The 20,594-nt window shown below is 62.8% G+C and carries 20 protein-coding genes; 9 read left to right on the forward strand and 11 right to left on the reverse strand.

The annotated features are described in order from the left end of the window. Positions 1-6: 6 nt before the first annotated feature. From HX839_RS25135 to HX839_RS25150, 4 genes are all read right to left on the reverse strand, one after another. Complete coding sequence (locus HX839_RS25135; protein WP_177067864.1) at positions 7-966, reverse strand: FecR domain-containing protein; 960 nt, start codon at positions 964-966, stop codon at positions 7-9. Continuing rightward, complete coding sequence (locus HX839_RS25140; RefSeq protein ID WP_003208199.1) at positions 953-1,468, reverse strand: sigma-70 family RNA polymerase sigma factor; 516 nt, start codon at positions 1,466-1,468, stop codon at positions 953-955. The genes HX839_RS25135 and HX839_RS25140 overlap by 14 nt, the downstream gene beginning before the upstream one ends. A 129-nt stretch (positions 1,469-1,597) precedes the next feature. Beyond that, entirely contained in the window at positions 1,598-1,900 is a 303-nt protein-coding gene (locus HX839_RS25145) for a DUF6124 family protein (protein ID WP_003208197.1), read from the reverse strand. A 302-nt stretch (positions 1,901-2,202) separates the two neighbouring features. Then, positions 2,203-3,528 carry a PLP-dependent aminotransferase family protein gene (locus tag HX839_RS25150; RefSeq protein WP_177067865.1) on the reverse strand — a complete coding sequence of 442 codons (1,326 nt, stop codon included), beginning with the start codon at positions 3,526-3,528 and terminating at the stop codon, positions 2,203-2,205. A gap of 94 nt (positions 3,529-3,622) precedes the next feature. On the opposite strand from HX839_RS25150, the gene HX839_RS25155 reads away from it, so the two are divergent. Both HX839_RS25155 and HX839_RS25160 read left to right on the forward strand, forming a co-directional pair. Beyond that, on the forward strand, positions 3,623-4,252 hold the full coding sequence (locus HX839_RS25155; RefSeq protein WP_087695340.1) for a LysE family translocator: 630 nt from the start codon (positions 3,623-3,625) through the stop codon (positions 4,250-4,252). A gap of 27 nt (positions 4,253-4,279) precedes the next feature. Continuing rightward, complete coding sequence (locus HX839_RS25160) at positions 4,280-4,621, forward strand: antibiotic biosynthesis monooxygenase (protein WP_003208192.1); 342 nt, start codon at positions 4,280-4,282, stop codon at positions 4,619-4,621. Here HX839_RS25160 and inhA read toward each other — a convergent pair. After that, positions 4,618-5,298, reverse strand: a complete 681-nt coding sequence (gene inhA / locus HX839_RS25165; protein ID WP_177067866.1) for an isonitrile hydratase — start codon at positions 5,296-5,298, stop codon at positions 4,618-4,620. The two genes, HX839_RS25160 and inhA, sit on opposite strands and share 4 nt — an antisense overlap. 90 nt (positions 5,299-5,388) lie before the next feature. On the opposite strand from inhA, the gene HX839_RS25170 reads away from it, so the two are divergent. The 3 genes from HX839_RS25170 (at position 5,389) to HX839_RS25180 (ending at position 9,268) form a co-directional block, all read left to right on the forward strand. Further along, positions 5,389-6,357, forward strand: coding sequence for a GlxA family transcriptional regulator (locus tag HX839_RS25170; RefSeq protein ID WP_177067867.1), 969 nt, complete (start codon positions 5,389-5,391; stop codon positions 6,355-6,357). Positions 6,358-6,488: 131 nt separating this feature from the next. Next, positions 6,489-7,076, forward strand: coding sequence for a biliverdin-producing heme oxygenase (locus HX839_RS25175; protein ID WP_032899296.1), 588 nt, complete (start codon positions 6,489-6,491; stop codon positions 7,074-7,076). Then, positions 7,073-9,268, forward strand: coding sequence for an ATP-binding protein (locus HX839_RS25180; protein ID WP_177067868.1), 2,196 nt, complete (start codon positions 7,073-7,075; stop codon positions 9,266-9,268). The genes HX839_RS25175 and HX839_RS25180 overlap by 4 nt, the downstream gene beginning before the upstream one ends. Here the strand turns inward: HX839_RS25180 and HX839_RS25185 are convergent. From HX839_RS25185 to HX839_RS25210, 6 genes are all read right to left on the reverse strand, one after another. After that, positions 9,246-10,154 (reverse strand): alpha/beta fold hydrolase, encoded by a 909-nt coding sequence (locus HX839_RS25185; RefSeq protein ID WP_177067869.1) that lies wholly within the window; start codon positions 10,152-10,154, stop codon positions 9,246-9,248. The genes HX839_RS25180 and HX839_RS25185 overlap by 23 nt on opposite strands. Before the next feature lie 49 nt (positions 10,155-10,203). After that, entirely contained in the window at positions 10,204-10,596 is a 393-nt protein-coding gene (locus HX839_RS25190) for a VOC family protein (RefSeq protein ID WP_003208182.1), read from the reverse strand. Next, positions 10,596-11,228 carry a BRCT domain-containing protein gene (locus tag HX839_RS25195; protein WP_087695346.1) on the reverse strand — a complete coding sequence of 211 codons (633 nt, stop codon included), beginning with the start codon at positions 11,226-11,228 and terminating at the stop codon, positions 10,596-10,598. Before HX839_RS25195 ends, HX839_RS25190 begins: the two co-directional genes overlap by 1 nt. A gap of 936 nt (positions 11,229-12,164) precedes the next feature. Further along, positions 12,165-12,626, reverse strand: coding sequence for a cysteine hydrolase family protein (locus tag HX839_RS25200; protein WP_087695347.1), 462 nt, complete (start codon positions 12,624-12,626; stop codon positions 12,165-12,167). Between the two features lie 136 nt (positions 12,627-12,762). Beyond that, positions 12,763-14,589, reverse strand: coding sequence for a glycoside hydrolase family 15 protein (locus HX839_RS25205; protein ID WP_134327034.1), 1,827 nt, complete (start codon positions 14,587-14,589; stop codon positions 12,763-12,765). After that, the gene (locus HX839_RS25210; RefSeq protein ID WP_003208175.1) at positions 14,582-15,382 is read right to left on the reverse strand and encodes a glucose 1-dehydrogenase; all 801 of its coding nucleotides are present in this window, start codon (positions 15,380-15,382) and stop codon (positions 14,582-14,584) included. Before HX839_RS25210 ends, HX839_RS25205 begins: the two co-directional genes overlap by 8 nt. Before the next feature lie 161 nt (positions 15,383-15,543). Here HX839_RS25210 and HX839_RS25215 point away from each other — a divergent pair, with 161 nt between their 5' ends. The 4 genes from HX839_RS25215 to HX839_RS25230 all read left to right on the forward strand — a co-directional run bounded on the left by HX839_RS25215 (position 15,544) and on the right by HX839_RS25230 (position 20,478). Continuing rightward, entirely contained in the window at positions 15,544-16,287 is a 744-nt protein-coding gene (locus HX839_RS25215) for a helix-turn-helix domain-containing protein (RefSeq protein WP_102605376.1), read from the forward strand. A gap of 114 nt (positions 16,288-16,401) precedes the next feature. Beyond that, entirely contained in the window at positions 16,402-17,850 is a 1,449-nt protein-coding gene (locus HX839_RS25220) for an efflux transporter outer membrane subunit (RefSeq protein ID WP_003208173.1), read from the forward strand. Next, a complete protein-coding gene (locus tag HX839_RS25225; protein ID WP_003208172.1) occupies positions 17,847-18,977 on the forward strand; it encodes an HlyD family secretion protein in 1,131 nt (376 codons plus the stop codon). The genes HX839_RS25220 and HX839_RS25225 overlap by 4 nt, the downstream gene beginning before the upstream one ends. Further along, the gene (locus HX839_RS25230; protein WP_177067870.1) at positions 18,967-20,478 is read left to right on the forward strand and encodes an MDR family MFS transporter; all 1,512 of its coding nucleotides are present in this window, start codon (positions 18,967-18,969) and stop codon (positions 20,476-20,478) included. The genes HX839_RS25225 and HX839_RS25230 overlap by 11 nt, the downstream gene beginning before the upstream one ends. Positions 20,479-20,594: the final 116 nt, after the last annotated feature.

A 20,594-nucleotide genomic window follows, 5' to 3' on the forward strand; every position in this document is an offset into this window, starting at 1 on the left:
GGAAGGTCATGCACGAGCTGCGACGGTCACCCAATAACGGCTGCGATAGGTGATGTTCACCGACAGTGCCTGTGCCACCAGGGTCAGGACCTGATCGGTATCGTCCAACTGGTAAGTCCCGGACACACGCAGGCCGGCGACCGCTTCGCTGCAGCGCACCAGCCCAGTGCGGTAACGGCTCAGCTCCGCGAGGAAATCGTCCAGACGCATGTTGTGAGCGCTGATCACACCGTCGCTCCAGGCCCAGGGATCCAGTCCCGTGGTGGCGGGTGGACGCAAGCCGTTTCGATCAAACAGCATCTGCTCGCCGGGCTGTATCACCCCACGTGCGCTGGCCTGATGGCTGTCGGCGAATACCGCGACGCTGCCTTTTTGCACGGCGAGCAAGGTGCCGTGGGGCTCCTCGCGCACCATGAACCGGGTGCCCAAGGCGCGCAGATAACCGTCGCGGGTTTGCACCCAGAAGGGCCGTGGCGCGCTACCGTCGGCGCCCATGTCGATCAGGATTTCACCCTGGCGCAACTGCACCAGACGCCTTTCGGTGTTGAAGACTGTGTCGATGGCGCTGGCACTGTTGAGCTGGATACGGCTGCCATCGTCGAGGGCGACCCAACGCCGCTCTCCGGTGTCGGTGCGGTAATCGGCCAGCAGGCCGGGCAATGGCGTGTAGTCGCGGCCGAACCAAGTCAGCCCTGCGGCACCGGCGAACAGCCCGAGCAACTTCAACCCTTCACGGCGGCTGATGCGTTGGCGGGCACCTTGCAAGGCATGGCGGCCGACCTGTGCCGGCAACTGCGCAAACTCGTCACTCATCGACGAGACCCGTTGCCAGGCCTGCTGGTGATCGCCACTGGTTTCAAGCCAGCGTTCGAAGGCAGCGGTGGTGGCGTCATCGGCAATATTGAACCGCAGCTTGATCATCCACTGGATCGCCTGGTCCACCAATGGCGGATTAGCCTTCGGCATAACGCAACCGATAACAGGCATGCAGTGCCTTGGCCAGGTCGCGCTCCACGGTGGCCTTGGACACCCCCAGGCGCTGGGCGATCTGTTGGCAGGTCAAGCCGTCCAGTTGCGCCAGCAAAAACGCTTCGCGCACCCGTGGCTTGAGTTGGTCCAGCAGGCGGTCGATGCGCTCCAGGCTGTCGAGGATCAGCAGGCGGGTTTCTTCCGACGGCACCTCGACTTGCGGGAAATGCGCGAGACTCTCCAGATAGGCACGCTCCAGTTCGCGGCGGCGATACTGGTCGATCATCAGGCTGCGGGCGATGCTGCTCAGGTAGGCCCGGGGTTGCAGCAAGGCTTGCTGCTTGCGCGCATTGAGCAGGCGCACGAAGGTTTCCTGCGCCAGGTCGGCGGCGTGCTCACGGCAGCCCGTACGCCGGCTCAACCAGCCGCGCAGCCAGGAATGATGGGCATGGTAGAGCTGGCCGATGGCGGCATGATCCAGTGGGTGGTCGCTCGACATGGGCATCCTGGCGCGGGCGTCTTAATTGATAACGGTTCGCATTCTATGCGTTGGCCAGAGGATTGGGCAATCGTTGCCGTGTGGATTTGGCCGGATGCACAAACCCACACAGGCTTGACGGGGTTGCGGCTAAGCCTTGCGCAGGTGCAAACACTCAATCGAGCGGTCGACGGTGGTCTTGGCAATTTCCAGCAAATGCCACACCGCCAGCAACTTTGCCCGCTCGGGGCTTTGCAGCAGTTCGCCGCAGTCGAGGGCGGTGGCCGAGGCGCTGCTGAGCAGGCTGGCGGTGTAGAGCAGGGAGTCTTCGAAGCTCAGGTCTTCGTTGACGGTATGGAAGCCCTGGGAGGGCAGGTAGTGTTCGAGGGCGCGATTGAACGCGGCGCGGTTTTTGAGCAGGTCGATGGGTGGGTCGGGGACGGGTTTATTCATGGTGTAACTCCTTTTCGGTTAAGGAGCCGACCCCTTCGCGACTAAACGTAGGGTGGCGGCTGTACGCAGGTTAGTCGACCGGCCGAAAAGGAAAAACCGGCGCACCCGAAGGTGCCCTGCGCACAGCCACCATAAAACCTCATGATGGGACATGCGCCTTTTCGGATCCGGGCGACTAAACCCGATCACTGATGAGCAGTGACGGGGCGAAGACTAGCCACCGGTTCCGGCAGGCACAAGGCCGAAAGATTGTCTCGGAAATGTCCCGCAAATCAAAGGGATTTACCCTGCTGGCCCTTTATTCATATCCGAATTGCCTCGCGAATTTTCCCCAAGGCTATTCTCAACGTCGCCAAGTCAATCGACCCCAGCGCCACCCGCAACGCATGCGGCACATGGGCCGTACAGGCAAACGGCTCGGCACTGGTGACCCGCACACCCTGGCCCTCAAGCGCAGCCACCACTGCATCCGCCCGCAGACCTTCCGGCAGCACCAGCCACAGGTAATACGACGCCGGATGCGCAATCACCTCACACCCTCGCAAGACCTCCCGGGCCAGCGCCTGGCGTTGGCGCGCATCCTGGCGCTTGTGCTCTTCCAGTGCATCCACTGCGCCGGATTCTATCCAGCGGCACGCCAGGTTCACCGTGAGCGTCGGCGTGCTCCAGGTCGAGACACGGATCGCTTGCTCCAGCGCCGGCACCCACGCCTTGGGCGCGACGATAAACCCCACCCGCAACCCCGACGCCACACTCTTCGAAAGGCCAGACACATACACCGTGCGCAGCGGTGCATAAGTAAACAACGGCTTCGGTGCGGGCTCGGCGAGAAAGGCGTAGGCGCCGTCTTCGATCAATAGAAAATCGTAGCGTTCAGCCAACGCTGCAAGGCGCTCGCGGTCGGCTTCAACCATCACTGTGCCCAGCGGATTGTGCAACGTGGGCATGCAATAAAAAGCCCGCACCGGGCGCCGTTTGCACAAAGCCTCCAGCGCATCCAGATCCGTATGCCCAGCCGGTTGCGGCAGCGGCTCCAGGTCGATGCGCTGGGACTGGGCCAGGGTTTTCAACCCGGGATACGTCAGCGCATCCACCGCCAATACATCCCCCGGTTGCAGCAGCGCCATCAGGCTGACGGCGAGGCCTTGTTGCGCACCGTTGACGATCAGCACTTGCTCGCCACTCACGCGAATCTGCCGATTGCGCAGGTGCCGCGCGGCGGTCTGTCGTTCATGGGCGCGGCCACCCTGCGGCGCGGAATGCAGCAGCGCATCGAGGTCGCCCGAGGCGGCAATGGCACGCAAACCGTCGCGCAGCATCTCGGCCTGGCCCGGCAACGAGGGGTAGTTGAGGCTCAGGTCCACGGTGCCCGGTTGCAGCGGTTGTTGTACCAGGCCCATGCCCCGCAGCAACGTGGTGTCGCGCACAAACGTCCCGCGTCCCGGTTCACCCACCACCAGGCCGCTGGCCTCCAGTTCGCTGTACACCCGCAAGGCAGTGGCGAGGGCGATGCGATGGCTGTTCATCAGGCTACGCACGGTCGGCAACTGGGTGCCCGGCGGCAATTTTCCGGCGCGAATCCGCGTGGCCAGTTCATCGACGATCAGTTTGTAGCGGACCTGAGCCATGGTGCGTTCCCGTGTAAAGCGTATCTAGATCAATTTTTTGTTTGTATCAGGTGAGCTGATTAATCTACAGGCTTTCCCGGTGGATGGCTTGAGCATGATCGACCTCGCAACCCTGGCTGTGTTCTCTGGCGCAGTCCTGCTGCTGTTGTTATCCCCGGGCCCGAACATGGCATTCGTCATCAGCCACGGTGTGACCTATGGCTGGCGCGGCGGAGTGGCGTCGGGGTTGGGCATCAGCGTGGCAGACCTGCTGCTCACGGCACTGACCGCAACCGGCGTGACCGCTCTGGTCGCCAGCTGGCCGCCGGCCTTCGACCTGATTCGCTACGCCGGGGTGTTGTACCTGCTGTGGCTGGTGTTCAAGACCCTGCAGAAAACGCCCGCCCTGGACACGGCCCACGTCAGCCGCGTGCCGCTGGGCCGAGTGTTTGTGCGGGCAATGCTCAACAGTTTGCTCAACCCCAAGGCGCTGCTGTTTTTCATGGTGTTCCTGCCGCAATTCGTCAGCCCCGAGGCGGGCCCCATCGCGCTGCAACTGGTGCAACTGGGGATCATCCTGACGCTGATCAGCGGTGTGTTTCATGCCGTGCTGGGAATTTTTGGCGGGGCGGTTAGCCGGTTTTTTGCCGGCAAACCGGGGAGCGCAGGCTTACAGAAATGGGGCCTGGCAACCGTGCTGATGGTGCTGGCCGTGCGCTTGGCATTGATGTCTCGCCCGACGTGAAACATCACTCATAAAAGGACGTTACCCATGTACATCGCAGCCTTTATCTACAAGCCCGGCGAACGGGATGACGAGTTCCAGCGCCTCACGAATCTGATCGACGCACTGGCAGCAAGGCTGCCGGGATACGTGGGGGCCGAGTCGTGGCGTTCGGCGGATGGCGGGTTGATCAACGCCAGTTATTACTGGCGTGACGAGGCCTCCATTCGCGCCTTTGCCAGTCACCCGACCCACCTGGAAGCCAAGCGTCTATACCGCCGCTGGTACGGCGGTTATCACGTGGTGATTTCCAAAGTGGAACGGGCGTATGGGGACGGCACGATCGGGCATCTGGTGCCCGCCGACCGCCACGGGCGGGCGAACGCTTAACCCAACCTGGCCGCCGCCCGTGCCACGATTTCACCCCGGGTCTTGCGCGACTCGGCGGTGCGCTTGCGGGCTTCTTCCAGTACATGCGACGGTGCGGTTTCCGGCCGGCCAGCATTGAACGGCGGCGCCGGGGCGTACTCAATCTGCAACTGCACCAGTTGCGCTGCCGCCTCGCTGTACAGCTCGGCGGCCAGGGTCAGGGCAAAGTCGATCCCGGCGGTAATCCCGCCACCGGTCAACAGGTTGCCGTCACGCACCACGCGCTCCTGCACCGGGATCGCACCGAGCGGTGCGAGCAGGTCGTGGTAGGCCCAGTGAGTGGTCGCGCGACGCCCGCGCAGCAAGCCCGCGGCACCCAGCACCAGGGAGCCGGTGCACACCGATGTCACATAGCGCGCGGTCTGGGCCTGTGTCTTGAGAAACGCCAGGGTCTGCTCATCCTCCATCAATGCCCCGACGCCAGAACCGCCGGGCACGCAAATCACATCCAGCGTCGGGCACTCGTCATAAGTGGTGCTGGGGGTAAACACCAAGCCGGTGCTGGAGGTGACCGGCGCGAGGTCCTTCCACACCAGATGCAGCTTCACATCCGGCAGCGATCCCAACACGTCGTAGGGCCCGGTGAGGTCCAGTTGCTGGATGCCGGGGAACAACAAAAAGCCGAGCTGCAAGGTCATGGGGACTGCTCCTGATAAAGGGATGGACGGCTTCACTCTAGTCACCTAGGCTTTGGCGCATACGCCATTGAGCCCACGAATTGCGCCAACATGCCCAGAATCATCAACGTACTCGCCTTTGCCAATGTGCAGGTCCTCGATGTCACCGGGCCCTTGCAAGTGTTTGCTTCGGCCAATGACCTGGCGCGCCAGCAGGGTTTGCCGTTGCCCTATGCGGTCAGTGTGATTGCCGCCCAGGCCGAGCCGGTGATGACCTCGGCGGGCCTGGCCCTGGTGGCCGAGCCGTTGCCGGCCGCCGATGCGCCGTGCGACACGTTGGTGATCGCAGGCGGGTGGGGCGTGTACGGGGCCGCCGAAGATCCGGCGCTGGTGGACTGGGTTCGGCAAAAAGCCACCCAGGCCAGACGCATCACCTCGGTGTGCACCGGCGCTTTTCTGCTGGCCGCCAGTGGTTTGCTCGACGGCTGCCGCGTGGCGACTCACTGGACCCGCTGCGAAGAGCTCGCGCGCAAATACCCACAACTGACGGTGGAGGCCAACCCGATTTTCATCCAGCAGGGCAACCTGTGGACTTCCGCCGGCGTGACTGCCGGCATCGACTTGTGCCTGGCACTGGTGGAAGAAGACCTGGGCCGCGCCGTGGCCCTGGAAGTGGCGCGGCACCTGGTGGTGTTTCTCAAGCGCCCCGGTGGGCAGTCGCAGTTCAGCGTGACGTTATCCCTGCAAAAGGGCGGTAGCCGTTTTGCGGAGCTGCACGCCTGGATCGCTGAACACCTGACCCTCGATTTGAACGTTGCCACACTGGCCGCCCAGGCGGGCATGAGCGAGCGCAGCTTCGTGCGCCACTACCGCGCCGAAACCGGCCAGACGCCGGCGCGGGCCGTCGAATTGATCCGTGTGGAAACCGCCCGCCGGCAACTGGCCGACAGCAGCGCGTCGATCAAACGTATTGCCGTGCACTGCGGCTTTGGCTGCGAAGAAACCATGCGCCGCAGCTTCCTGCGGGCGGTGTCGATCACGCCCCAGGCCTACCGCGAACGGTTTTCCTCACCCGGTTGAAGCGAAGCCTGTTTGAACGAATAGGTACGTTTTTGTATCAAGGTGCTATGTTACTCACAGTCCATTGCGCAGTGTCTTGATCCCAGGCCTCTACGTCGCGGTTTTGAACCTTCCCGGCGTGCGCACAGCTCATGAATTCACTACCTCCTGTCCTTGTCGAACTACGCGCGGCGACCGCTGCGCTGCATCGACGTCTCGACACTCGGCTGCCTTTTTCCCGCATGGACCTTGCGCTGTACCGCGAGTTGATGAGTGCCTATTACGGCTTCTATCAGCCGCTGGAGCGAGCCCTGGCGCCGTGGGGTGAAATCATCCCTGACCTGGAATGGGGACGGCGCAGCAAAACCCCGTACTTGCAGGCGGATTTGCGGGCGCTGGGCCTGGAAAACCTGCAGATCGATGCCTTGCCGATATGCCCCGAACTGCCCGCCATCACCAACGTGGCCCAGGCCTTGGGCGCCCTCTATGTGCTGGAAGGCGCCACCCTCGGCGGCCAGGTGTTGCGCGACCTGATCGAGATCAAGATTGGCGTGGGCTCCACCAATGGCGGCGCGTTCATGAATGTGTACGGGGCCGAGACCAGCGCCCTGTGGCAGCGCTTTATGGCGTGCCTTGACCCGCTGCGAACCGCGTACGAGCGCGTGGAGGCGGTGAAGGTCGCCGAGTCGACCTTCCTGTGTTTCGAGCAGTGGCTGGACCGCTGCGGGGTGCTGCGATGACCACGGTCGATACGCTGATAGACGATTGCGCCAGCGAACCCATCCATATTCCCGGCTCGATCCAGCCTCACGGGTTGTTGTTGACGCTGAGCGAACCGGCGCTTGAGGTGCTGCAAGCCAGCAGCAACCTGAGCGTCGCGCTGGGCCTGGACGCGCAACGCCTGTCGGGCCAGGCGCTGGCCAGTGTGCTGGGCAGCGAAGCGGCAGTACAGGTGAGTCGTGCCCTGGCAGACCTGGACGCCTTTGAGGAGGACGTGCATCAACTGACGCTGGATGGCTACGCCTACGACATCCTGCTGCATCGTCATCAAGGCCTGCTGTTTCTCGAACTGGAGCGGAGCCTCACGCTTGAGCACAGCGCTGTGAAGCAGCTGTCCCGAACGCTGCGCCGCTTGCAGTCGGCGAAGACGCTCGACAGCTTGTACCAGATCAGCGTGACCGAGATTCGTAGCCTCACCGGTTATGACCGGGTCACCTTGTACCGCTTCGAGCAGGAAGGCCACGGCAAAGTGATTGGCGAGGCCCTCAGCGACGGCATGCAGCCGTACCTGGGATTATGTTTTCCCGCGTCGGACATCCCGCCCCAGGCCCGCGAGCTGTACCGGCTGAACTGGATCCGCGCGATTCCCGACGCCGAGTACCAGCCGGTGCCGATCCTGCCGGCCCTGCGCCCCGACAACGGCCAGCCCCTGGACCTCAGCTTCGCCGTGTTGCGCAGCGTGTCCCCGGTGCACTGCCATTATTTGAAGAACATGGGCGTGCGTTCCTCCATGAGCATTTCGCTGCTCAAGGACGACCAGCTCTGGGGCCTGATCACCTGTGGTCACCGTGAGCCGTTGCGCGTGCCCCATGAACTGCGCACGGCGTGCACCAGCATCGGCCAGTTGTTGTCGATGCAGATCACGTTGCTCCAGGAGCAGCAGGAGCGCCGCCAGCAACGTGACAAGGCCGCCATGGTCGAAGCGTTGGTTGCTGCCATGACGGGGGTGCAGTGCGATGTGATGGAAAGCCTGTTGCCGCATGCGCAAACGCTGCTGAGCCTGACCGCCGCCGGTGGCCTGGCGATCCTGGTGGAAGAGCGCCTGCATGTGTTCGGCGTCTGCCCCAAACGGGCTGAAATCCACGCCTTGTACCAGTGGGTGCGTGGGCAGGGCAAAGGCGTGGTGCACAGCCATCAACTGTCTGTGGATTTCCCCCCGGCGGCGGCCTATCAGGCCCACGCCAGCGGCCTGTTGGCGTTCTGCCTGCCCAAGCCGGTGGACAACGCGGTGATGTGGTTTCGCCCGGAGGTCCAGTCCTCGGTGGAGTGGAGCGGCCAGCCGGTCAAACATCAGGAACCGGGCAGCACGACCTTGAGCCCGCGCCTGTCGTTTGAGTTGTGGAAGCAGCAGGTCGATGGCAAGGCGCTGTATTGGTCGCTGTCGGAGCTACAGGCGGCGGAGAGCCTGCGGCGCAATGCCCTGGAGCATGACCTGGCGCGCCAGGTGCAACGCGAACATGCTGCGGTGCGGGCGCGTGACGAGTTGGTGGCGGTGGTCTCCCATGACCTGCGCAGCCCGCTGACCATCCTGCTGATGCAATGCGGCATGATGCGCAGCATGGTGCCCGCCGAGGACAACAAGGCGAACCGCCGCCTCTCCACCGCGATTGAAACCATGCAAAACGCCACCGCCCGCATGAACACGCTGCTGGAAGACCTGATCGATATTTCGCGCATGGAGGCCGGGCGCTACAGCGTTTCGCTGCAACGACTCGATGTGGCGGCAACCCTGGACCAGATCTGTTCGATGTGGCAACCGCTGGCGGCGGCCAAGGGTGTGGACCTAACTTGGCGCTCAGTGGACGGGCTGAGTGCCCAGGCCGACCCTGAGCGACTGTTCCAGGTGTTTTCCAACCTGCTGGGCAACGCCCTGAAATTCACCCCGGTGGGCGGTGTGATCGAGGTGATTGCCGAGGCCGCGGGCGATGAGGTGCTGTTCCGGGTGTGCGACAACGGTGTCGGCATCGACCCGGCGCAGTTGCCGTATATCTTCGAACGCTACTGGACCTCCCGCGTGGGCAACCCCACCGGCAGCGGGCTGGGGTTGTACATCTCCCACGGCATCATCGAGGCCCACGGCGGCACCCTGTGGGCTGAAAGCGTGGTGGGGCAGGGCAGCGTGTTCAGCTTCAGGATTTCGGCTGGGGGCTGAGGCTCAGCAGCTCGAATATCGCCTCAAGGGTCGCTTGGGGCGCTTCCTGGGGAATGTTGTGGCCCACGCCGGCCAACACTTCGCGCCGATAAAACCCGCTGAAATTTTCCAGGTCGTCATCTTCAACCGGAGCCGGACCTACGCCGTCATCAGCGCCGCACAACGAGATGCTCGGTACTGAAATCGGCGGTGGCTGCACCAGGGCCTGCTCGATGCTTTCCAGCGCCGGGTCACCCGGCGCGTACATGAAGCGATGACGGTAGGAATGGACCACCACCTCGACAAAATCCGGGTTATCAAACGAGGGCGCTGTCTTGCCATACAGGCTCGGCCCTTCGGCCCAGGACGGCGACCAGAGCGCCCACAGTAACTGGCAGAACTCGCGACGATTGGCGGTCAAGCCGTCGACGCCGCGCTGGGTATGAAGGTAAAACTGATACCACAGCCGATGTTCTGTTTCCGGCGCCCGAGGCTTGGTCGACGCAGCGATATCCTGAATGTTGTAGCCATCGCCCGTCACCAGGCCGCGCACCCGTTCAGGCCAAAGCGCCGCAACGATACACGCCGCGCGTCCGCCCCAGTCATAGCCCACCAGCGTGGCTTTTTCGATGGACAGGGCATCCATGAAATCCAGCAAATCCTTGGCCAGCGCTGCTTGTTGGCCGGAGCGCATCACCTGATCGTTGATAAAGCGCGTCGGGCCATAGCCGCGCAGGTATGGCACCAATACCCGGTAGCCACGTGCGGCGACCACCGGGGCGATCTCGTCATAGCCACGAGGGTCGTAGGGGAAGCCATGCAGCAGGATCACCACCTCACCGCCTTCCGGGCCATGGGCTTCGTAGGCGATATCGAGCATGGGCGTGCGGATTTGGAGGGTGGGCATGGAGGCTCCAAGGGTGGAGGGAAAGTGTTGGAACTGTAGACCAAGCGGGTTACCGAGTGTGGTTCGAAAGGCTGCAATTGCTTGACTTGTCTAGACCGGCCTGGCGCAAGCCGATGCAATTACCCCAAGGGTCGCGCACCTGGCACATCCACTCGCCGCCCTCGACTTCCATTGGCCCGCGATACAACGTGGCGCCTAACGTGACCAGTCGCTGTACCTCGTGAAGCAGGTCCGTCACCCGCCAATACACCACCGACCCGGCCGCGCCGCTGGCGACCTTGTTGTCTGCATTCACGATTTCGAGGGCAACGCCGTCCACGTCCAAGTGACCGAAATCGTCGGGCTCATGGTAGATGCGCGTGGCGGTAGGGAAGGCCGCGGCGTACCACTCCGTGGCGGCACGCCAGTCGGGGACGTGAATCAGGATGGAGATAATGGGCATCAACCGAACAACACCTGCTGCCAATGGGTTTCACTGATGATAGCGATCGGAATACCGCTATTTCTTAACTCGACGGCTTTTTTGATCTTTGTTCCATATGAGCTATGGAGCCATTGTTCATTACCAACGCTCCCGACCACGAGAAAATGAACCTTCTTGCTCACCGAGTTGCCGATAAGGCCGCCGCGTTCGACGACAAGTAACTCACATTCTTTGCGAGGCCCATACGCCATGACACCGGTAAACAAAAAAGTCCGGTCCTGCCACTCCAGTGTCGGAGCCGGATTGTTCAGCGGCAGGCTGCTGACAGCAGAGGGGCGTTGAGGTGACCCCACCGAGATACCGGAAAACTGATGCAGCATTTCCAACAGTTCTGCGGACTCTTCCGCGTCGAGAACACCGTCACTCAACATGCTGGCAAGGCGCTGATAAAGAATGTTTACCACCGGGTCTTCCAACTGGAGCAGATGGGTTTCTATCCAGGTCTTTAGAAACGCTGCTTCCATCTGATTGATGTTTCCGTCGGCGACCAGGCCGGCAGTGACGCCGAGTAATGCGTCGGCAGAGCGCCGATCAATACGCGCCTTGTGGAAGAGGTGACTGCGTTCGAATTCCTGATGAAGATCGGTCATGCGTCCATGCTCCTTAAGTCAGTGCTTTGCCAGGTCTCGGTCCAGCTCAGCATGGGCCGAAGGTTTCGCGTTGATGGTGAAACCGATATACACACATGTTGTGATGTTTGCCAAATAACCTGTGGCGAGGGAGCTTGCTCCCGTTGGGCTGCGCAGCAGCCCCAGGTTTTGTTGAATGTGTTCTTTGAGTTAGATGGCGTTGAGCTTTTGGGGCCGCTTCGCGCCCCAGCGGGAGCAAGCTCCCTCGCCACAGGTATTGCGGTCATATTCCTTCCTTGAATATTTAGCGGTGTCGTAAACGGTGGGACCGATCTACACAGATCTTGTGTTTTTTGCCAAACAACCTGTGGCGAGGGAGCTTGCTCCCGTTGGGCTGCGCAGCAGCCCCAGGTTTTGTTGAATGTGTTCTTTGAGTTAGATGGCGTTGAGCTTCTTGGGGCCGCTTCGCGACCCAGCGGGAGCAAGCTCCCTCGCCACATGTATTGCGGTCATATTCCTTCCTTGAATATTTAGCGGTGTCGTAAACGGTGGGACCGATCTACACACATCTTGTGTTTTTTGCCAAACAACCTGTGGCGAGGGAGCTTGCTCCCGTTGGGCTGCGCAGCAGCCCCAGGTTTTGTTGACTGTGTTCTTTGAGTTAGATGGCGTTGAGCTTTTTAGGGCCGCTTCGCGCCCCAGCGGGAGCAAGCTCCCTCGCCACAGGTATTGCGGTCATATTCCTTCCTTGAGTATTTAGCGGTGTCGTAAATGGTGGGACCGATAATCTTGTGTTTTTTGCCAAACAACCTGTGGCGAGGGAGCTTGCTCCCGTTGGGCTGCGCAGCAGCCCCAGGTTTTGTTGACTGTGTTCTTTGAGTTAGATGGCGTTGAGCTTTTTGGGGCCGCTTCGCGACCCAGCGGGAGCAAGCTCCCTCGCCACAGTGAGGGGCTGACTTAAATCTCTGCGTGGCTGATGACATGTTTGAAGTGGTGTCGCCACAAATCCGCGCCCAGTTTCCCCGAGCGATCCAGCGACGAACCCACGGTCAAATCGCTGATCAGCGTGGGCTGTAATCCGGCATCAAACAACGCAAACCCGGCCGCCAGCACACAGGTATCAGTCTGGATGCCACACACCAGCACTCGGTCCGGCGCGAGGCTTTTCAGGTGGCTGATGGTCTCGGGCGTGGGCGCGTAGCCGTGTTTGATGAAGATATGGTCGGCGGCGATCAGGCTGTCGTCGTCGGGCGCCGGTTGCCAGCCGAGTTGGCGAGCGAAGGGGGTTATGTTTTCGTCGTGGCGCTCTACGGTGGCTACTGACGGCATGCGACCCAGCAAGGCGTTGATGCCGATTACCAGCCAGTCGGGCGGGGCGAAGGAGGGTTGTACATCGATGATCAGTAGGACTTGGCGCATTGGCATCCTGGTATAGATCGAAGGACCACGCATTGTGCACCGGGTACACCTCGTCTCCAAGTCTGGCGCGGTCATGTGGGAGCAGGCAAGCCAGCTCCCACAAGGTTACTCAATTGCCTTCAGATTGTGCTCGGGCTCAAGGCTGCCAAACCGTCTTCACCCCACTCAACTTTCGGTCCAGGAACGTTGCCGCGCTGATCAGCGCCAAATGGCTCAACGCCTGCGGTGTATTGCCCAAATGCCGTGCCTGGTTATCAAACTCTTCGGCATACAACCCCAGCGGGTTGGCATAGCGCAGCAACTGTTCAAACTCCAGATGCGCCTTCTCCACTTGCCCGGCCCGGGCCAGGCATTCCACGTACCAGAACGAGCACGCTGCAAACGCGCCCTCGGTGCCTTGTAGCCCATCAATCTGGCTGTCGTCGTTGCGATAGCGATAAACCATCCCATCGCGCACCAGGCTTTTCTGGATCGCCTCCAGTGTCGACAACCAGCGCGGGTCTGTCGCCGCAACGAAGCGCACCAGTGGCATCAACAGCATCGAACCATCCAGCGCGGTGCTGCCGATATGCTGCACGAAGTGGCCGCGTTCTTCGTTCCAGAAGTTGCTCCAGATATCGGCGTAAATCGCCTGGCGGGTCTGGTCCCAACGGGCAAACGGCGCCGGCAGCGAGCGCTTGGACGCCAGTCGAATCGCCCGGTCCAGCGCCACCCAGCACATCAGCCTTGAGTGCAGGAAGTGATGCTGCTCACCGCGCATTTCCCAGATGCCGACGTCTTTGTGGTTCCAGGTTTCGCAGACCTGGTCGGCTACTTCCACCGTGTGTTTCCAGCCCTCGTGGGAGATGGCCTCACCGTATTTGTTGACCAGGTATACCGCGTCCATCAACTCGCCGTAGATATCCAGTTGCACCTGGTCGTACGCCTCGTTGCCGATGCGCACCGGTTGCGCGCCGCCGTGGCCGCTGAGGTGGCTCAGCTCGGTTTCCGGCAGTTCCTGGCGGCCGTCGATGCCGTACAGGATGTTGATTTTCATCGGCTGATCGCAGCAGTCACCCACCCGGCCTTTCAACCAGCGCATGTAGCCGTTGGCTTCCTCGATAAACCCCAGGCGCATGAACGCGTAGACGGTGAATGAGGCGTCGCGGATCCAGGTGTAGCGGTAGTCCCAGTTGCGCTCGCCGCCGGGTGTTTCCGGCAGGCCGAAGGTGGCGGCGGCGAGGATTGCACCGTGTTTGCGCGAGGTCAAAAGCTTCAAGGCCAGGGCCGAACGATTGACCATCTCGCGCCAGCGCCCACGGTAGTTGGATTGGGAAATCCAGCCGCGCCAGAACTTCAGGGTGCGCTCCAGGCACAGGTCGGTGCAGTCGTTTTTGACTCGGGGATCGTCCAGCCCGCCGAGTACAAACTCGGCGCCTTCTTCCTGGCCGAGCTCAAAGGATGCTACGGCAGCGTCGCCATCCAGCTGCAGGGTGTGGCTGCTGGTCAGGCGCAGGCCGGGTTGGTCTGCGGCCTCAAACAACACGTCGCCGTCATCTTGAGTGGCCCGGGTCTGGGCGCGGGCGTAGTCATGACGCACTGCGCAGCGCATATGGATGCTCGCTTTGCCGCTGACCACCCGCACCCGGCGAATCAGGATCGGCAGGTCGTCAACTTCTTCACTGACGGTCAAGAAATCGGTAATTTCCACCACCGCGTCATTACTCAACCAGCGGGTTTGCAGCACGTTGGTGTCGGGCAGGTAGATCTGCTCGCGGCGGGCGTCGGGCAGGTCCGGCGTGAGCTGGAAGATGCCGGCGGCGGGGGAGTCCAGCAATGAGCAAAAGATGGAGGGGCTGTCGAACTCCGGCCAGCAGAAAAAATCGATGCTGCCTTTGTCGTTCACCAGCGCTGCACTGCGCATGTCGCCGATGATGCCGTGGGCATCAATGGCACTTTGTGGTTCGTTTTTCAGATCAACCATTGCCACGAAACTCCGGATAAAGGCTCATGCCGCCATCAATGAACAGGGTGCTGCCCACCACGTAGTCGGAGGCATCACTGGCCAGCCACACCACCGCGTTGGCCACGTCTTCGACGTCACCCACGCGGCCATAGGGAATCAACTTGAGCAGTTCCACTTCGGCTGCGCCTTCGGTGGCGGCGCGGTTGATGGCCGTGCGGATCGCTCCCGGCGCAACGCCGTTGATGCGGATGCGCTGCTGGCTGACTTCCTGGGCCAGGGTGCGCATCAGCATTTCCACGCCGCCCTTGGACGCGGCGTAGTTCACGTGCCCGGCCCAGGGAATCACCTGGTGCACCGAACTCATATGGATAATCTTCCCGGCGGCCCGGGAAACACCTTCGCGGATGCCCTGGCGGTTGAAGATGCGCAACGCGGCGCGGGCGCAGAGGAACTGGCCGGTGAGGTTGACGCCGATCACGGTGTTCCAGTCGTCGAGGGTCATGTCGACGGCAGCGGCGTCTTTCTGCATGCCCGAGTTGGCCACCAGGATGTCCAGGTGCCCGAAGGCATCAAGGGTCTGGGCAAACAGGCGCTCCACATCGGCCTCTTTCGACACGTCGGCGCCAATCGCAATGGCCCGGCCGCCGTTGGCGTTGATCTGCGCCGCCAGTGCTTCAGCCGGCGCCGCCTGGGCGTTGTAGTTCAGTACCACGGCGGCTCCGGCCTCGGCCAGGGCCTTGGCGGCCCCCGCGCCGATTCCGGAACTGGCGCCAGTCACCAGCGCCACTTGTTGCTCCAACGAAATGCGCATTGCCCACCCAACCTTTTTCAGAGTGCCCAACTAGCTGACTGACGGGGCGGCCCACAAGTTCACCGGCTGTCTGGAATGCGACGATGGCTGTCTATATCTATCGTTTTTGCCACAGGACTTTTCGCTAGAATCGACGCTTGATTGATGCGAGACCTCAGCCGATGAACTGCCCACCCCGCCCGTGGCTTGAAGCCTACGCCGACAACTACCGCAACGATGACGTGGTGCATCCCCATTGCCACGCCCAGGCGCAATTGATCCACGGTGTGTCCGGGGTGATGGTGGTCAGCACCGCCCAGGGCAGTTGGCTGGTGCCGTCCGGGCATGCGCTGTGGGTGCCGGCCGGCACCCCGCATGAGATCCGCATGGCCGGCGAGGTGCATATGCGCACGCTGTTCCTCATGCCCGAGGCCGAGCCGGGGCTGGGGCGCACCTGCCAGGTGATTGAAGTGTCGGCATTGCTGCGGGAGCTGATCGTCGCCGCCACGCAGATTGCCGGGCACCACAGCCCGCGTCTGCAGGCCATGATCGAGTTGATCCGCATGGAACTGCTCGCCGCGCCGGTGGTGGCGATGCACGTGCCGGTGCCCGGCGAAGCACGGCTGGCCAGGCTGTGCACGCATTTCATCCGCAACCCTTCTGACGACAGCAGCCTGGAATCCTGGGCCGACAGCCTGAACATGAGCGCCCGCACCCTGAGCCGGGTGTTCCAGCGGGAGTTGGGCATGAGTTTCGGTGAATGGCGCAAGCGTGCGCGGTTGGCCCTGAGCTTGAAGTTGCTGGCCCAGGGCGTGTCGATCCTGGAGGTGGCGCTGGAGCATGGTTACCAGAGCCCGAGTGCGTTCAGTGCGATGTTTCGCAAGTCGCTGGGTTATCCGCCAAGTCATTTTCGGCCCGGAGTTTAGTGTTGCGTCAGGTAACGCTATTGTCCGTTTAGCGACGATACATGGCCCTGACGCGGGCGAATCGGACAGGCCATCTGCCTAATCTGCAAGGCTCCTTCTTGAGCGAGCCTTGTGATGCACAGCCCTTCTTTTCACCCATGGATGCCCATCGCCCTGTTGAGTGTGCTGGCCGGGTGCACTGGTGTGCCCGGTCAACCGTCGACCGTCACGGCGCAGCCTGCACCGCGGCTCTCCGCCGAGTCGGCCGAGGCGTTGCCCGCCCGTTGGTGGCAGCTGTACCGCGACCCGCAACTGGACGCCCTGGTGGCGCGGGCCCTGCACCAGAACAAAGACCTCGAAGCCGCCGCCGCCCATGTCGATGCGTTGCTGGCGCAGCTGGAACAGGCAGACGGCGAGCGCCTGCCGTCGACTTCCCTGGACTATGGCCTGGCCTACGGTCGCAGCCGCGATGACCAGACGCTGGCCCAGGCGACTAACCGTCATGCCGGTGCCGAATGGAGCCACACCCCTGAGTTTTCCCTGAGCTACACCCTCGATTTGTGGGGCGAGGTGCGTTATCGCATCGCTGCGGCACGGGCGGATGCCCAGGTGGCGCGGGCGCTGGAGGATGAGCTGCGGGTGACGGTGGCCGCGCAGACGGCCCGCGCCTATGCCCAGGCCTGCGTCTATGGTGTGCGCGAACAGGTGCAGGCGCACTCGGTGCAGCTGCTGGAGCAGAGCGTCGCGGTCACGCAGAAGCTGCAAAAGGCCGGCGCGGCCACGCAACTCGACCTGGCGCGCCTGCAAGGGTTGCTGGAAGAAACCCGGGCACCGTTGCCGATGTTCACGGCCCGGCGCAGCAGCGCGCTGTATGAGTTGGCCGTGCTCAGCGGGTTGCCGCCGGAGCAGGTCACGCCACGCAGCTGTACCCAGGCCCCGCAGTTGCAGGCGCCTTTGCCGGTGGGCGAGGGTTGGGCACTGCTGCAACGGCGGCCGGACATCCGCCGCGCCGAAGGGCAATTGCGCGCAGCCACCTTGACGGTGGGCCTGTCCCGCGCCGAGCTTTACCCGCGGATCACCTTCGGCGCGATGCTCGGTTCGTCCGCCAGCAGCCTGGGCAAACTCGGGGACCGCTACGCCACGGTGTATTCCGTCGGGCCGCTGGTGTCCTGGCGCTTTCCCAACCGGCAGGTCGCCCAGGCGCGGGTCAGGCAGAGCCAGGCCGAAGCGCGCCAGGCCCTGGCACGGTTTGACGGTACGGTGCTCAACGCACTGAAGCAGGTGGAGCAGGCCATGGCCCTGTACCAGGGCGAACAGCAGCGTGGGCAGGCCCTGGCCGCCGCCCTGGACAACAACCGCCGCGCCTTCGACCTGGCCTCCCGCGGCTACCATTCCGGCGCGCTGGATGCCCTGCAACTGCTGGACAGCGAACGCAGCCTGGTGGGCCTTGAAGCCCGCGTGGCCGAGTCCGACCTGCGCTTGATCAACCGCCAGATCGACCTGTTCCAGGCCCTCGGTGGCGGCTGGCAGCGTGACGATCCAACCGCCCCCTTATCTGTCGCTGTCAATGGAGCCAAACCATGAACCAGGCTGTTGAACCCATTCGCCTGACCGTTATGCAACGTCATCGTCGCGCCCTGGTGACCACGGCTTCCCTCGCGACGCTGGTGGGGCTGGCAACCTTTGCCGGGTACTGGTGGCAATGGGGGCGTTTTCTTGAAGAAACCGACGATGCCTATGTGCGCGCTGATTGGGTCGCTATCAGCCCGCGCATTGCCGGGTATGTAGCCCAGGTGCTGGTGGAAGATAACCAGCCGGTCAAGGCCGGGGATGTGCTGGTGCGTATCGATGAGCGGGATTTCACCGAGCGTCTGAACAGCGCCCAGGCGCAACTGCAACAGGCGCAAGCAGCAGCGAGCGCACAGCAGGCATCGGTGCAAACCCTCGACGCGCAAATGGGCGAGCAACAGCAACGCATCGCCCAGGCCCGGGCGGAACTGAGCAGTGGCGAGGCCGAAGCCCGGCGCGCGCGGCTCGATTACCAGCGTTATCGTGAATTGGTCGCGCAACAGGTGGCCAGCGCCCAGCACCTGGAAACCGTCAGCGCCAGCCAGGCCAAGGCCCAGGCGGCCCTGGCCCAGGCGAGCGCCCAGGTCGCGCGGCAGCAGGCGCAGTTGCAGGTCTTGCAGGCACGCCGGCAACAGGCGCAGGCGCAAATCGTCGAGCATCAGGCACGCATCGGCGAGGCCCAGGCCAACCTCGCGCTGGCCCGCAATGCGTTGAAGGACACCGAGATCCGCGCGCCTTTTGATGGCGTGGTGGGCCAGCGCAAGGTCCGGCGCCAGCAATACGTGATGCCCGGCCTGCCGCTGTTGGCGGTGGTGCCGGTGGAGCAGGCCTATGTGATTGCCAACTACAAGGAAACCCAGTTGCAGCACATGGCGCCGGGGCAGTCGGTGGAAATCGCGGTGGACAGTTTTGCCGGCGCACATTGGCACGGCAAAGTGGAAAGCATCGCCCCCGGCTCTGGTGCCGTGTTCGCGCTGTTGCCGCCGGACAACGCCACCGGCAACTTCACCAAGATCGTCCAGCGGTTTCCGGTAAAGATTCGCCTGGAACCCGGTGAGTCGCGGGTGCTGCCGGGCATGTCGGTGATTGCCACGGTTGATACCCGCCCTGCCGCCAGCCAGGAGCACGTCCATGGAGGCTGAAGGGCGTGTGCCGTTTCGCGCCTGGGTCGCGGTGATCGGCGGGCTGTTCGGCTGCTTCATGGCCGGGATGAACGTGCACGTCACCAGCGCCGCACTGCCGGAAATCGAAGGTGCACTGGGCGCGACGTTTGAGGAGGGTTCGTGGATTTCCACCGCTTACCTGGTGGCGGAGATCATCATGATTCCCCTCACCGCGTGGCTGGTGCAGGTGTTTTCCCTGCGCCGGGTGATGCTGTGGGGCTCGGGGATATTCCTGGTGGCCTCGGTGGCGTGTTCGCTGTCGCCCAACCTGCAAGTGATGATCCTGATCCGGGTGGTGCAGGGCGCGGCCGGGGCGGTGCTGATTCCCTTGTCATTCCAACTGATCATCACCGAGCTGCCGCCCAGCAAGATCCCGCTGGGCATGGCCTTGTTCAGCCTGGCCAACAGTGTGGCCCAGGCCGCCGGGCCGTCGATTGGCGGCTGGCTGACCGATGCCTATTCCTGGCGCTGGATCTTCTACCTGCAACTGTTCCCGGGGATCGCGTTGCTGGCGGCGGTGGCCTGGTCCATTGACCGCCAGCCGATGCAGCTGGGCCTGCTGCGCCAGGGCGACTGGCTGGGTATCGGCTGCATGGTGCTGGGCCTGGGTGCGTTGCAGATCGTGCTGGAGGAGGGCGGGCGCAAGGACTGGTTCGGCTCGCCCTTTATCGTGTGGATGACACTGCTGGCGGTGGTGGGCCTGATCGGCTTCGTTGCCCGGCAATTATGGGGCGCGCACGCCTTTATCAACCTGCGACTGTTGGGCCATTACAACTTTGGGGTGGCCAGCGTGGCGATGTTTATCTTCGGCGCCAGTACCTATGGCCTGGTGTTCCTGGTGCCCAACTACCTGTCGCAATTGCAGCACTACAACGCCAGCGAAATTGGCGTGAGCCTGATCGCGTATGGTCTGGTGCAACTGATCATGGCGCCGTTTTTGCCGCGCCTGATGAAGTGGGTCAGCGCCAAAATGCTGGTGGCCTCGGGGTTCGCGATCATGGCCTTGGGTTGCTGGATGGGTGCGCACTTGTCGGTGGATAGCGCCAGCAATGTGATCGTGCCCTCGATCGTGGTGCGCGGCATGGGCCAGCCGCTGATCATGGTGGCGTTGTCGGTGCTGGCGGTGCACGGCCTGGCCAAGGCGCAGGCGGGGTCGGCGTCGGCGGTGTTCTCGATGCTGCGCAACCTGGGGGGCGCGGTCGGCACGGCGCTGCTGGCGCAATTGGTGGTGGTGCGCGAGAGGGTGCATTCGGCGCGTATTGGCGAGTCGGTGACGCTGTTTGACCCGGCCTTGCAACAGCAGCTTCCCGGTGGCGGGGTGCTGCAGGATCAATTGCCGGAACATCAGGTGGTGCTGAACCTGCTGGACCAGAGTGTTCGTCATCAGGCGTTTTTGATGGCTTACAGTGATGCGTTCTTTCTGGCGTGCGTGGCGTTGGCGGCGTGTGGGGTGGCGGCGTTGATGTTGCGGCGTATCTAGGGGCAGTGCTGTGGGGGATTCAAGTTAGCGCAATGGTTCAGGTGTGTTTTTTATGGTTTTGGGGGGCTGGGTACATATCCGTTATTTGGGTGATGGCCGCTTATGGTTCCGCTCTT

It is taken from the genome of Pseudomonas sp. I8001 (genome assembly GCF_013385345.1).
GTDB lineage: Bacteria > Pseudomonadota > Gammaproteobacteria > Pseudomonadales > Pseudomonadaceae > Aquipseudomonas.